Origin of the sequence: Nostoc sp. FACHB-110 (assembly GCF_014697425.1) — a bacterium.
GTDB lineage: Bacteria > Cyanobacteriota > Cyanobacteriia > Cyanobacteriales > Nostocaceae > Nostoc_B.
The window spans coordinates 72,785-86,859 of the sequence record NZ_JACJRU010000013.1 but is presented as its reverse complement, the minus strand read 5'-3'; the positions used below and the strand labels follow the sequence as shown (position 1 = coordinate 86,859).

Annotated in this window: 9 protein-coding genes; 5 read left to right on the top strand and 4 right to left on the bottom strand. The window is 41.7% G+C overall.

The features are described from left to right. Positions 1-12 precede the first annotated feature (12 nt). Both gyrB and rpoD read left to right on the top strand, forming a co-directional pair. Positions 13-1,950 carry a DNA topoisomerase (ATP-hydrolyzing) subunit B gene (gene gyrB / locus H6G69_RS14645; RefSeq protein WP_190688064.1) on the top strand — a complete coding sequence of 646 codons (1,938 nt, stop codon included), beginning with the start codon at positions 13-15 and terminating at the stop codon, positions 1,948-1,950. A 1,559-nt stretch (positions 1,951-3,509) separates the two neighbouring features. Next, positions 3,510-4,685 (top strand): RNA polymerase sigma factor RpoD, encoded by a 1,176-nt coding sequence (gene rpoD / locus H6G69_RS14640; RefSeq protein ID WP_190688061.1) that lies wholly within the window; start codon positions 3,510-3,512, stop codon positions 4,683-4,685. Between the two features lie 254 nt (positions 4,686-4,939). Here the strand turns inward: rpoD and H6G69_RS14635 are convergent, their stop codons facing one another. From H6G69_RS14635 to gyrA, 3 genes are all read right to left on the bottom strand, one after another. Next, entirely contained in the window at positions 4,940-5,122 is a 183-nt protein-coding gene (locus H6G69_RS14635) for a chlorophyll a/b-binding protein (protein ID WP_190688058.1), read from the bottom strand. Between the two features lie 130 nt (positions 5,123-5,252). Then, on the bottom strand, positions 5,253-5,939 hold the full coding sequence (locus H6G69_RS14630) for a phosphatase PAP2 family protein (RefSeq protein ID WP_190688055.1): 687 nt from the start codon (positions 5,937-5,939) through the stop codon (positions 5,253-5,255). Positions 5,940-5,944: 5 nt separating this feature from the next. After that, positions 5,945-8,446: a DNA gyrase subunit A gene (gene gyrA / locus H6G69_RS14625; protein ID WP_190688053.1), complete on the bottom strand. Its 2,502-nt coding sequence runs from the start codon at positions 8,444-8,446 to the stop codon at positions 5,945-5,947. A gap of 228 nt (positions 8,447-8,674) precedes the next feature. On the opposite strand from gyrA, the gene H6G69_RS14620 reads away from it, so the two are divergent. After that, a complete protein-coding gene (locus H6G69_RS14620; RefSeq protein ID WP_190688050.1) occupies positions 8,675-9,070 on the top strand; it encodes a response regulator in 396 nt (131 codons plus the stop codon). A 183-nt stretch (positions 9,071-9,253) separates the two neighbouring features. Here H6G69_RS14620 and H6G69_RS14615 read toward each other — a convergent pair whose 3' ends face one another. Beyond that, complete coding sequence (locus H6G69_RS14615) at positions 9,254-10,117, bottom strand: tetratricopeptide repeat protein (protein WP_190688047.1); 864 nt, start codon at positions 10,115-10,117, stop codon at positions 9,254-9,256. Positions 10,118-11,105: 988 nt separating this feature from the next. On the opposite strand from H6G69_RS14615, the gene H6G69_RS14610 reads away from it, so the two are divergent. Together H6G69_RS14610 and H6G69_RS14605 are read left to right on the top strand one after the other, a co-directional pair. Continuing rightward, positions 11,106-12,665 (top strand): efflux RND transporter periplasmic adaptor subunit, encoded by a 1,560-nt coding sequence (locus tag H6G69_RS14610; protein ID WP_190688045.1) that lies wholly within the window; start codon positions 11,106-11,108, stop codon positions 12,663-12,665. A 65-nt stretch (positions 12,666-12,730) separates the two neighbouring features. Beyond that, positions 12,731-14,011 carry an ABC transporter permease gene (locus H6G69_RS14605; RefSeq protein ID WP_190688042.1) on the top strand — a complete coding sequence of 427 codons (1,281 nt, stop codon included), beginning with the start codon at positions 12,731-12,733 and terminating at the stop codon, positions 14,009-14,011. Positions 14,012-14,075 lie beyond the last annotated feature (64 nt).

Genomic DNA, 14,075 nt, shown 5'->3' with positions numbered 1-14,075 from the left:
AGGAGAATTTTCATGACGAGCAGTTACAGTGCCGATCAGATTCAAGTTCTGGAAGGTCTGGAAGCCGTCCGCAAACGACCGGGGATGTACATTGGTTCTACCGGGCCGCGAGGACTTCACCATTTAGTTTATGAGGTGGTAGATAACTCTGTTGATGAAGCATTAGCAGGATACTGCACGCATATAGAGATAGAGATTAATGCGGATGGTTCTGTGAGTGTAACAGATGATGGTCGGGGTATTCCTACCGACACTCATTCGCGGACTGGGAAATCGGCTTTGGAAACCGTAATGACAGTGCTGCACGCTGGCGGTAAATTTGGTGGTGGCGGCTACAAAGTTTCTGGAGGATTGCACGGGGTTGGGATTTCTGTAGTTAATGCCTTGTCGGAAGTTGTCGAAGTTACAGTTTGGCGGGATAAAAAAGTTCACACCCAACGCTATGAACGGGGTGTTCCGGTGACAGAACTGGTAGCAAAGCCATATAAAGAAGCCAGAACCGGGACTTCTGTAACTTTCAAACCCGATATTCAAATCTTTACTACTGGGATTGAGTTTGATTACATCACCCTAGCAGGCCGTCTGCGAGAGTTGGCTTATCTGAATGCAGGGGTGAAAATTACCTTCTCAGACAATCGGTTAGAAATTCTCAAAAGCGATACACCCAAGGTCGAAACTTATGAATACAAGGGTGGGATTAAAGAATATATCGCTTACCTCAACCGGGAGAAGCAGCCGCTACATGAAGAAATTATTTATGTGCAGGGAGAACGCAGCAACGTTCAAATCGAAGTGGCGTTGCAGTGGTGTACTGATGCTTACACAGACAACGTTTTGGGTTTTGCTAATAATATCCGCACGGTTGATGGCGGGACGCATTTAGAAGGTTTAAAGGCAGTTTTAACGAGAACGTTGAATGCGATCGCCCGTAAACGAAATAAAATCAAAGAAAATGAACCGAACCTCAGTGGTGAACACGTCCGCGAAGGTTTAACCGCAGTCATTTCTGTTAAAGTCCCTGATCCTGAATTTGAAGGACAAACCAAAACCAAACTCGGTAATACTGAAGTACGCGGGATTGTTGATTCTTTGGTAGGTGAAGTTCTCACGGAATACCTCGAATTTCATCCTGGAATAGCAGACTCTATCCTCGATAAAGCCATCCAAGCTTTTAAAGCCGCAGAAGCCGCACGTCACGCCAGAGAACTAGTTAGACGCAAATCAGTTTTAGAATCTTCGCCGTTACCAGGAAAATTAGCTGATTGTAGTTCTCGTGATCCTGGCGAATCAGAAATTTATATTGTAGAAGGTGATTCTGCGGGTGGTAGCGCCAAACAAGGACGCGATCGCCGCACTCAAGCGATCCTCCCCCTACGTGGTAAAATCCTGAACATCGAAAAAACTGACGATTCTAAAATCTATAAAAATAACGAAATTCAGGCGTTAATCACAGCCTTGGGTTTGGGGGTCAAAGGTGAAGAATTCGACTCTACCCAGCTGCGCTACCACCGCATTATTATCATGACCGACGCGGACGTAGACGGGGCGCACATCCGCACATTACTGTTAACATTCTTCTACAGATACCAGCGATCGCTCATTGAGCAAGGTTTCATCTATATCGCTTGTCCTCCTTTATATAAAGTAGAACGCGGTAAAAATCACGAGTATTGCTATAGCGACAGAGAACTACAACAAGCTATCGCTAAGTTCCCGGCTAATGCGAACTATACCATTCAACGCTTCAAAGGTTTGGGTGAAATGATGCCCGAACAACTCTGGACAACCACAATGAACCCAGAAACCCGCACCCTCAAGCAAGTGGAAATTGAAGACGCTGCTGAAGCCGATCGCATTTTTACCATTTTAATGGGCGATCGCGTTGCACCTCGACGCGAATTTATCGAAACCTACGGTTCTAAGTTGAATCTTGCGGAATTAGATATATAATGTCAAGCTAATATCAATCTAGCTTATCCTGATGTGCAGTAATGGTGGGTAATGAGCGATCGCTCATTACCTTTTTTAAGCTCAAGCATAAACAATCAGTGGTGTTTTGATGGTTCTCTCTTGCCTAGCATACCTAAAAACACCAGAAAATTTTTGGTGAGCATTTTCTGGTCAGTAATTTGTTTGATAAAATACATAAGTATTAATTACTAAAACTATCAGCTTTCGATTCACAAACAAATACACAAAACAACATTATTGTCAAGCTATTTTAAAGATTGAGTTTTGCTCATGCCTTTTAACTTTCGTTGCCATTCGATAAAATTTAAAAGTCTTGACTTGATCAATTGTGTGCCAACTTTCTATCAACTAGCAGCGTATCCACCATATTGGAAATGCAGAATCCTTGAAACTAAGTATCATAGGATAGTAGCAAGAGTTTGTTGGAAAACTCAGTGTTATATTTAACATATGCGTACGTAAGCCGATCAACTAATAGATTCCTTCAGGGACTAACTACTCTATGATCAAATTACTAGTTACTAGCGACAGTAAATTGCTGATGGCAAACACACAAACATATTTAATCTTGTGCTAATCAAAACTGTGGCTTTATCTGTATCTCATGAACTTTTGCCAGAAGTAGGCAAATATTCAAATTTTTAACTGCCAAATTCTTAATGAATTGATTAAAATATCTTTGTATACAATAGGAACAGTTTGTCAAGATTCATAGGGTGGAAATCTCATCTGTGCGCTAATGTGTGAATAAGACCTAATCAATAAAACTCAATTGAACGCCACCAGGCAGATTTTGTCGCAGCCTCAACTCCTCAGTTAAGCTAGCTGGCATAAACAAAAGTTCAGTGTTTTAGGATCTACCATACGGGAATTCCCGTTTAAATGTTGGGCATGAGTCATTTATGAAGGAAATGTAAAAAGATCATCCTAAATGATTCTCACCTAGGCTAATATAAAACGCACTGTTTCTAGGTGATTAATGTTGTAGTTAATACCTAAAATTGGGTAAAGGTGAGAACAATTTCCTTTGAATGTAAAGATATCGCCACTGTGATTCCAAAAAGGTTAAAAAAGAATTTAAGGGTATACCTACCGTTTTCAATATCTTTTTGATAGTAGTGGCTTTAACTTACTTAATGACTTCATGATTAACACACAAAAAGAGTGCATTTTCTGTGAAACAGGCTACAATCGGAACAGTCTTTGTCAGAAAATATGCCAACAGTCATAACTGTTTATTAGTAAGGGTGAATTTTTTCTCAAAGCAAAGACAAGTCCTGTTTTAAACAAGCAAGTTAAAAGTTGTGTGCGACAGCAACACGCGACTGTTACAAAAAGTGAGTAAGTCAGCATAAATGTGACTTTTCACACTTCAATAAGAAACTCCTCCAATATGGAGTAAAACTGCCAATAAACTTTCAAGGAAAACAGCCTAAAACAAAATTTTCGGTTGTTAACTAGCCCTCAAAAAAAAGAGAGCTAGATAAATCTTGAGTAATTGAAGTAATTGATTCTGCAAGGAGCATGAGGAACGCGGCATGAACCAGGCTAACAACGTACTCGAAAGCAATTTTCAGCCTGACCTAGAAATAATAAATCAGCCTGATTTCGAGGAGTTAGAAGACCTCTTAATTGAAGAGGAGGACGACTTACTTCTCGTCGATGAGGGGGAAATGGATGAATTTTTAGAGCCTCAGTCTGATGAGGACGACGCAAAGTCTGGAAAAGCCGCTAAATCGCGTCGTCGCACACAAAGCAAGAAAAAGCACTACACAGAAGATTCCATTCGTCTTTACCTCCAAGAAATTGGGCGAATTCGCTTGTTACGGGCAGACGAAGAAATTGAATTGGCGCGCAAAATCGCTGATTTATTGGAATTAGAAAGAATCCGGGAAAAACTGTCAGAACAGTTAGACCGCGATCCCCGTGATAGTGAATGGGCAGAAGCAGTGCAATTACCTTTGCCAGCATTCCGCTATCGCCTGCACGTTGGTCGCAGAGCCAAAGATAAAATGGTGCAGTCGAACCTCCGATTGGTGGTTTCTATTGCCAAGAAATACATGAATCGTGGTTTGTCATTCCAAGACTTGATTCAAGAAGGTAGTTTGGGCTTGATTCGTGCGGCTGAGAAGTTTGACCACGAAAAAGGTTATAAATTCTCCACCTACGCTACATGGTGGATTCGTCAAGCTATTACACGCGCGATCGCAGATCAATCTCGGACTATCCGCCTACCGGTTCACCTTTACGAAACCATCTCTCGGATTAAGAAAACCACTAAGCTGCTTTCTCAAGAAATGGGTCGCAAACCCACAGAAGAAGAAATCGCTACTCGTATGGAAATGACCATCGAGAAACTCCGGTTTATTGCTAAATCAGCCCAGTTGCCCATCTCCTTAGAAACGCCCATTGGTAAAGAAGAAGATTCTCGACTTGGCGATTTTATTGAGTCCGATGGTGAAACCCCAGAAGATCAGGTTTCTAAAAACTTGCTGCGCGAAGATTTAGAAAAAGTCCTCGATAGCCTCAGCCCCCGCGAACGCGATGTTCTCAGACTTCGTTATGGCTTGGATGACGGCCGGATGAAAACCCTCGAGGAAATCGGCCAAATCTTCAATGTTACCCGCGAACGTATTCGTCAAATTGAAGCCAAAGCCCTCCGCAAATTACGCCACCCCAACCGTAACAGCGTCCTCAAAGAATACATTCGGTAATCATTTAATTTGAGATTTTGGATTTTAGATTTTAGATTTTAAATTCTCAAATTCAAAATCTAAAGATAAATAGTCAAAAGTAGATATTGACTCAACAATAAATAACCTGGTAGTTAATTATCACTACCAGGTTTTTCTTTTTTATATCTCAGCAATTTTGTTTTTTTAAAACTCATACCAATTTGGTATAGGAAGACTTGCTTCAAAATTTTGGAATAGCCAATTAATCCAAAATCTAAAATCCAAAATTGGTATTACAGAATGCCCCAAAAGTGGAGAAAACCTTGACCTGAGAAAAGCTCAATCAATGCAGCAGCTAAAAAGCCAATCATAGCCAAGCGACCATTCCAAATTTCTGCTTGAGGCGTAAAGCCCCAACGCCAAGCGTTACGGTCTTCAACTACAGGGGCAGTGATGTTTGTGGTTGTGTTAGTCATGGTTTGCACTCCAATCAGGATTTACTATGGATTGTTGCCTTATGTAAATTAATATAACAACTATTTTAAAAAATGTAACGTTTATTCAGAATTTTACTACTAAAGTTAGAAATCATTAAAAAAGTTCACACTAATTTGCTCTGAGTTTTTGCAGCTTTAGCATTGTGATACACATCGTCAGCCACAGAAATCCGACACCGTAACCAGCAATAATATCTGTAGGCCAATGTACGCCTAAATATAGGCGACTAAAACCGATAGCAGCGATCGCCATAACCGCCACAATGTAAATAAATTGAGAAAACCTAGGATAGTGCGTTGCCAACAAATAAGCCACCATCCCATACAACACCAAAGAACCTAGTGCATGACCACTAGGAAAACTAAAAGATTTTTCAGTAATTAATTGAGGCCAAAGTTGAGGACGAGGTTTAGTAAATACCAACTTCAGCCCAGTATTGAGAATAAAAGCACCCAAACAAGCAATGGCGAATATTCTGGCTTCTTGATAGTAACGTCGCCACAGGAGTATAGCTACACTAACAACGACAACAATCACCACCACATTAGGATTACCCAGGTGCGTTATACCCAGCATCACATTGTCTAGAGTAGGGTTAGCAAAGTGATGTAACCACAACAAAAAATGTGTATCAAATGCAAAAGCTTCTCGCTCGAAAACTTCTTCAAAAAGCTCTGCTAAAACAAAAAGAATTAATAGACAACTAGCCAGCCCAAAAATACCAATTGTGGTAGTTAAGGGGGCTAGACGAGGATGGATGTGTCGTAACCAAAAATGTACAATTTTTTGGAGCATCGGCACTAACGGACTTCAGCAACCGAGATAATTTTCTCATCGCGGTTGAGTTGCAAGATACTTTCGCCTGTAGTGTCACGACCCAAAATAGGTACTGTATCTACAGCTAGTCTGACTACACGCTCTTTGTTGGTTACTAGAGCAACTTCAGCCGTAGTCGCTTTCACCATACTGGCTAAGTTATCAGATTTATTCGCAAATTTCAGTGCTTGCGTACCTAAATCGCCTCGGTTAGCGGCTCTTAATTGGTTGGCTGCCATCCGCTTGGCATATCCTTGTTGAGAAACTAGAAGCAATTGGTCATCTTTGCCCACAGTTGCACAGCCAACCATTTGCTGACTTCTCAACAACCGGAAGGCTTGTAAACCCATTGCTGTGCGGCCCATGACTGGGAGTTGTTCGTCATTCACTGCAAACCGCAGTAACCGCCCACCAGAACTAGCTAAAATTAAATGCTCGCCTGTGGTAGTTGATTGAGTAAATAACAACTCATCATCGTCTTTGAGTTTGACAATGGTAATACCACGACGAGTGAGGTTAGCAAATTCGGCATAAGATAAGCGTTTAATTCTGCCTTGTTTTGTCAGGAGAATCATTTGCTTGGAGTCTAAATCTTCCGGTAATAAAAAGCGACTGACTACAGCTTCTTGAGTACCTTGGGCAGTAGTTGTGAGTGTCGTAATTAATGGTGTTCCCCGTGGAGAACGGCCAGTAGTTAAGGGAATATCCCCGACACGCACAGGGTAAACCTTGCCACCACTAGTGAGAATCAGCAAGTCTTGGTTAGTGTCGGTTAACTCAGTTTGGATGAGGAAATCGTTATCGGGTAGACCGTTTTCTGCTTTTGATTTTTTCCCAGAGGTGGCCAGACGGCGCACGTAACCCCGTTGAGTAAACTCTAAAATTGCTTCTTGGGCAGGTTGTTCGGCGGTTAAGTCCTCATCTTCGTCGGTGCTGCGATTTCTTTTACCTTCTGCTGCTTTGGTTTTCGGTAATTCTTCTGGGATGTTAGTAATGATTTGCGTGCGTCGCGGATCACTGTATTTACGTTTGAGCGATCGCAAATCTTTTTTCAGGGACTTTAATAATTCGCGGCGATCGTTGAGTAACTTTTCCAATAAGGCAATTTGTTCGGTGAGTTGCTCAAATTCTTGCTGTAAGTTCTGTTGTTCTAAACTAGTCAAGCGGCGCAAAGGCATGGCTAAAATTGCATCTGCTTGTGCTTCACTCAAATCTAGTTGATTGCACAAATTTATTTTTGCTGTGCTACCGTCAGCAGCTTGCCGCAAAATGTGAATTACTTCATCCACATGAGATAAGGCTGTGAGTAAACCGTCTACGATGTGCAAGCGACTTTCGGCTTTGCCCAACTCGTAATTATAGCGACGGTTAAGAGTTGCTTCGCGGAAATTTAAAAACTCTTGTAATAATTGCCGTAAGCTTAATTGTCGGGGTTGTCCTTCGACGATCGCTAGAAGGATTGCCCCAAAATTAGTTTGCAATGCGGTTTGGTGATACAAATGTTGCAGCACTTCTTGGGGGTTAGTGTCGCGTTTAAGTTCAATGACTACGCGCATCCCTTCTCTATCGCTTTCATCTCTAATATCCGAAATGCCTTGCAAGCGACTTTGATTAACTAACTCCGCTACCTTTTCAATCCAGCCTGCTTTATTTACTTGATAAGGCAATTCGGTAATCACAATTGCTGTGCGGCGTTTGGTTCCTTTACCGCCAGCAATCTCTTCGATTTGGGCGACTCCCCGCAGCACAATCCCACCTTTACCTGTGGTGTATGCTTCTCGAATCCCGGTATCGCCAACAATTTCCCCACCTGTGGGAAAGTCTGGCCCAGGAATTAACTCTAGTAATTTATCATCGGTTAAATCTGGTTGGTCAATTAAGGCAATTAAACCATCAACTATTTCCCCCAAGTTGTGCGGCGGAATATTCGTGGCCATCCCAACGGCAATCCCCGCACAACCATTGAGTAACAAAAAGGGTAACTGTGCAGGTAAAACTGTCGGTTCTTGCTGAGAATTATCAAAGTTACCGATAAATTCTACAGTTTCTTCACCGATTTCTGACAGCATCCCCTCATGGCTAATGGATGCTAGACGAGTTTCGGTGTAACGCATTGCCGCAGGTGGGTCATTATCGACGCTGCCAAAGTTGCCATGTCCTGCTAGTAGGGGATAGCGGCTAGAAAATTCTTGCACTAGCCGCACTAAAGCATCGTAAACTGCTTGGTCGCCGTGGGGGTGGTATTTACCCAGCACATCCCCAACCACACGGGCGCATTTGCGATAAGGTCTGTCGGGTGTTAAACCTAGTTCATGCATCGCATACAAAATCCGACGATGCACAGGTTTTAAGCCATCGCGGACATCTGGTAAGGCTCGCCCAACAATCACACTCATGGCATATTCTAGGTAAGAGCGCTGCATCTCGGTGTGCAGGGCTGTTGTAATTACCTGTCCCGTGGAGAGAAGGTTTAACTGTTTTGCCATGAGTTTTTTCCCTGAAATTTAATTACACAAAAATCGCTATAACTGAACAATGCAGCAAACACAGCATAACGGATGTAAAGGTATTCCTAACATATTCTTGATGGTCAAAGGATAAAAAGCAGTAGTATTATCCATGATGACGGGGACGCACTTTGATGATTAAAAAGGAGCTAGACAGCTATTATTGTTCAAGTCTTTCTCCCCTTCACCTCTATAAATAAAATTCTCATGAAAACTGTTTTAATTGTTGAAGACGATCTGATTAATGCTCGCGTGTTTTCCAAAATTTTGACTAAGCGTGGTGGCTTAGGTGTAAAACATACTGAAAATGTAGAAGAAGTGATTCAAATTGCTCAATCAGGGGAAGCAGACCTAATTTTAATGGATGTTTCTTTATCTAGAAGTGTTTATCAAGGTAAATCGGTGGATGGCATCAAGATTACCCAAATGTTGAAATCTGATCCACAAACAGCAAATTTACCTGTCATTCTAGTAACAGCACACGCTATGGAAGGCGATCGCGAGAACTTCCTCAAGCAAAGTGGTGCTGATGGTTATATCTCTAAACCTGTTGTCGACCACCAACAATTTGTTGACCAAATCATGGCACTTCTCCCTGGCTAATAACCACAAGAATTAACTAGACTTAGTTAGAAATATTCGCCCAAAATGTTCTGGGCGAATATTTTCATTTTATCTAGTATATGTGTACTATAAGATACTATTTTCCGCAAGTAGTTAATCAAGGCAAAAGTAAAAAGTCAAAGGCTAAAATTATTTTACTTTTGCTTTTTGCCTTTTTACTTGTTATTGCTGCTGGGCAGGCTGTTGCTGTAGAGCAGTTTGGATGCGGGGGAGTTCCAAAAATTTCTTTGTATCAGTTAGTAGACGTTCACCCCAAAGATTTTCTTTGAGGAAATCTAAGTCAGCGTAACGCTGGTCGATGCGTAAAGCCGCTTCGCCGAATTTCAGACTTTGTTGAACATCGCCTTTAGTGTACAGCGCCACGGCTAAAGCTAATAGAGGCTCGGCTGCTTGCTTATCAATAGACACAGCAGTTTGCCATTGTTTAATGGCTGCATCAACATTACCCTGTTCGTATTGGATTAAGCCAATGTTATTAATTGCTGCCCAGAATTTTTTATTTTGAGCTACTGCCTGATTGTACTGGGCGATCGCCTCTGGTAGTTTACCCTGCATATAGTAGGCGTTACCTAAATCAAACAAGGCTTCTGGATCGTTGGGTTTGAGCTTTAAACCTGCTTGATAATTGGCAATAGCCACATCGTACTTTTTCTGCTGGAAGTTAGCCGAACCGATAGCAAAAATAACGTCAGCATTTTTGGGGTTGAGCGACTTGGCTCTGTTCAAAGCTGTGATTGCTTGATCAAATTCCCGGTTTTGCAAATGCAAGCCACCCAATAAAAACCATACTTTATCGTTTTTGGGGGCCAGTTGGCTAGCTAGTCGCGCTCGCGGTAAAGCTAAATCAATTTGTTGAAACTGTGCTAGTTGAGCCGCCTCTTGTGCCAGCGTCAACCCTTGTTTCTCTAACTTGGCTGGATCTAGTTGCAGTGTATGAGGAATGAGTGCCTGTGCGTGAGCAACTTTGGGCAGACTCAACAAACTACAAGCAACCAGCAACGAAATTAACCGAACGTGTTTAGGCACACTACCGCCTCTTGACCACAAATCAAATAATCTTTCAGCTAGCTTAAACCATCTGCCCAGGTTTCGGCGAAAGGTAATATCAAGTTGCAGTCAAAGATAGTAAGCTAGGCTGGGAGTGGGGAGTAGGGAATAGTGAGTAAGAATACTACTATTTTAGCAAAGCAACTTAGTATAAATTGACAATTGTTAGCACTGGACGGAAGCATCACCTGAGCTTAAGTAGAGCGGCATAAATATTTATCACTGGGAAAAGGTTTTAGGTTAATTAACTTTTCTTAACATAATTCGGTTTTTTCTCAACGAGTTACTTAACTCGTTGGACTGATATCGGTTCACTGGAAAAATGATACAAATCAGGATTCAGGAGTCAGAATCCAGGAGCCAAAATATTTCCAGAGGTTGAATAATATTTAATGACTCAATATATAAATCAGACTACATTCCTGATCAATTCTGACTTCTGACTATTTTTCAATAATCTTGGCTAAAATATTTAAGTTTTAATTGAGCGATCGCCGCCGTAAAAATCATCATATTAACAAATAAATACCAAGCTTCTTTTGTCAATTAATATCAGTAAATTGGTGACTTTGGTCATACAGGAAATCAGCGATACTGGTGACTTTTGTCATGCTAAAAGGTGCAAGTGTTTGGTTGATAATTAACTAAACCAATTTCTTATTTACGTTATCGCAACTTTAGACTTAGCAAATTTTCGGATAAATTAGGATTCAATAATGATATCGCCAAAAAACTGTGTCATAGTATTTTAACTTTATTTCCACCTGCCAATACTTAAACGTAAATCTATCGCCAGATAGTTTCCCTCATAGTCAAAATATAGCCGTTGATAATTGTGCCAAGTTTGCTGAATTTGTATAGTCACGATAACGATTAAAAAAGAGGAAATTAACACTCAGGGTTAGTAATTTCCAGTTTTAGCCCTGACAAAATAGCTCAGTAGCCTTTGTTGACCACAAATATAGTTATGAAACTTGATACATCAAAAACCGTAGAATCACCAGTGATGGCTCCAGAGCCAAAAAAGCCACGCCAGTATAATTGGCTGTCTTGGCTACTGATTCTTGGCTTGTTGGGTGGCATTGGCTATGCAATTTATTACCAAGTAACAGTTGTGCCTCGCCAAGAAGCCAGACGCAGAATGGTAACTCAGCCAGTACAAAGACAAAATTTAGCGATCGCTGTTACTGCCAATGGCACAATTAAACCGGAACGCTCAATTAACGTCAGCCCAAAAAATTCTGGCATATTAAAACAATTGCTAGTCAAAGAAGGAGATTCTGTTAAACAAGGACAAATTCTTGCTTACATGGATGATACTGATCTGCAAGGTAATCTGACTCAAGCACAAGGACAAGTAGCACAAGCCCAAGCAAATTTACAAAAAGCCCAAGCAGGGAATCGCCCTCAAGATATTGCCCAAGCACAGGCACAACTTAACGAGGCGCAGGCAAATCTGCGGAAGGTAGAAGCAGGAAATCGCCCTCAAGATATTGGCCAGGCTCAAGCACGTTTAAGAAGTGCGCAAGCTACCTTGAATCAAGCCGAAGATGATTTACGCCGCAATCAGCAATTATATAGCTCTGGTGCGATCGCTTTGCAAGTCGTCAACCAATCACGGGCAGCGCGTGACACCGCCCAAGCCCAAGTCAATGAAGCACAGCAAGCATTATCTTTGCAACAAGCAGGTTCGCGCCAAGAAGATATTCAACAAGCCAGAGCCACAGTCCAACAACGACAACAAGCTTTAGACTTACTCAAAGCCGGAACACGCCAAGAAGATATTCAAGCAGCTCGCGCTCAAGTCACCTCGGCTCGTGGCGCACTCCAAGATATCCAAGCTCAAATTAATAACACGATAATTCGTGCTCCTTTTGCTGGTGTTGTCACGCAAAAATTTGCCGACCCGGGGGCTTTCGTTACGCCAACTACTTCTGGTAGTGCTGTTTCTTCTGCTACTTCTTCCTCTATTTTGGCTTTGGCTTCCACCAATCAAGTTGTCGCCAATGTTTCAGAATCAAATATTTCTAAAATTCGCCTTGGTCAAAAAGTCACAATTAAAGCCGATGCTTACCCAGGAAGAGTTTTTGAGGGTCAAGTAATTCAAATTGCCGCTCAAGCTACCGTCGAGCAAAACGTTACTAGTTTTCAAGTCAAAGCATCTCTATCAGATCCGCAAAATCTCTTGCGCTCTGGAATGAATGTAGACGTAGAATTTCAAGTTGGTCAGTTAGAAAATGCCTTAGTTGTACCCACAGCTTCAGTTGTTCGCCGCGAAAATGGTACAGGCGTATATGTCTTAGGTGCGAATGATCAACCGAGATTTACTCGCATTGAGACTGGAGTTACCGTGAATAACTTTACTGAGGTTAAGTCGGGATTATCAGGTAATGAGAAAGTCATGCTGAGTTTCCCACCAGGTTCACGACCACAATCAACACCGCGCGGAGGTGTGTTCCCAGGTGTGGGCGGTGGCGGTGGTCGTCAAGGTGGTGGCGGTGGCCGTTCTGGTGGTAATGCTCCTTAAAGGCAAAAGGTAAAAGTCAAAGAGTTTGAATACTAATGCTTTTAATCTAAAAATCTAAAATTGGCATGATTCAGGGTTTATATAAATTTAAAAAAGTTCCCAACAAGCAGACAGTTCCGTTGACAGAAATATTGTCAATGGCTGTAGAAACACTGTGGAGTAATAAATTACGCACAGGTCTGACTATGTTAGGCGTAGTCATTGGTATTGCTTCGGTGATTGCGATTACTTCTGTTGGTCAAGGGGTGCAAAAAAGTGTTGAACAACAAATACAAGCACTAGGTACTGATGTGTTACAAGTTTTGGCTGGTGCGCCCAGAACTGGTAATGTTCGTCAAGGGTTAGGTTCTACCAGTACTTTAACTTGGGAAGATGCCAAAGCTATAGCTCAACAAGCACCATCAGCACAACTAGTTTCTGCTTATCTGCAACGTTCTGCTCAAGTAGTTTATGCAGGGGAAAACACCTCAACTACAATTTATGGCACAGATTTAAATTATCCAGAAGCGAGAAACACTTATCCTCAAGAAGGGCGGTTTTTTAATCAAGATGAACTTGATTCGGCAAAACAAGTTGCGGTGATTGGGCCGACTGTTAAAAGAACACTGTTTGGCAATAGTACTAAAGTTATTGGTGAGCAAATTCGCATTCAAGGGGAAACTTATCAAGTTATTGGTGTGACTGAACCAAAAGGTTCTCAAGGGCCGATGGATCGAGATGACCAAATTTTTATTCCCCTCACAAGTATGTCGGGGAGATTAGTGGGAAATAATGCTTTAACAGGGGTTTCTGTGAATGGAATTTTAATTAAAGCTAGTAATCAAGAGCAATTAGAAGCAGCCCAATTTCAAGTCACGAACATTTTACGTTTGCGACATGAGATTTATCCGCCACAAATAGATGATTTTAGAATTACTAACCAAGCTGATATTGTTAGTACCTTCACAAATGTTGTAGGTTTATTCACAATCATGGTAGTGGCGATCGCCGGAATTTCTCTTGTGGTTGGCGGCATTGGTATTGCCAATATTATGTTAGTTTCTGTGGTGGAACGTACGCGAGAAATTGGCATTCGCAAAGCTGTCGGCGCAACTAATTCAGCTATTCTTAATCAATTTTTAACTGAGGCGATCGTTATTTCTATTTTGGGTGGCGGTATCGGTATGGGTAGCGGTATTTTAATTGCTTTTGCTGCTGCTAGTATTTTTAAATTTCCCTTTGTTATTTCTGTTTTATCAGTCATTGTTGGGTTTGGATTATCGTTATTTGTGGGTTTAGTTGCAGGCGTAATTCCTGCACGTAACGCGTCTAAGTTAGACCCGATTACGGCTTTACGTAGTGACTAATTGTCAGAAGGCAGCAGGCAGAAGTATTTAATACTCAGCACTCAGTACTTTAAACTCAACACTC

Excerpts from the sequence above, each read along its gene's own strand:
- H6G69_RS14630 (WP_190688055.1), bottom strand. The coding sequence starts at position 5,939 with ATGCTCCAAAAAATTGTACATTTTTGGTTACGACACATCCATCCTCGT.
- H6G69_RS14610 (WP_190688045.1), top strand. The coding sequence starts at position 11,106 with ATGAAACTTGATACATCAAAAACCGTAGAATCACCAGTGATGGCTCCA.
- gyrA (WP_190688053.1), bottom strand. The coding sequence starts at position 8,446 with ATGGCAAAACAGTTAAACCTTCTCTCCACGGGACAGGTAATTACAACA.
- H6G69_RS14620 (WP_190688050.1), top strand. The coding sequence starts at position 8,675 with ATGAAAACTGTTTTAATTGTTGAAGACGATCTGATTAATGCTCGCGTG.
- H6G69_RS14635 (WP_190688058.1), bottom strand. The coding sequence starts at position 5,122 with ATGACTAACACAACCACAAACATCACTGCCCCTGTAGTTGAAGACCGT.
- H6G69_RS14605 (WP_190688042.1), top strand. The coding sequence starts at position 12,731 with ATGATTCAGGGTTTATATAAATTTAAAAAAGTTCCCAACAAGCAGACA.
- rpoD (WP_190688061.1), top strand. The coding sequence starts at position 3,510 with ATGAACCAGGCTAACAACGTACTCGAAAGCAATTTTCAGCCTGACCTA.
- gyrB (WP_190688064.1), top strand. The coding sequence starts at position 13 with ATGACGAGCAGTTACAGTGCCGATCAGATTCAAGTTCTGGAAGGTCTG.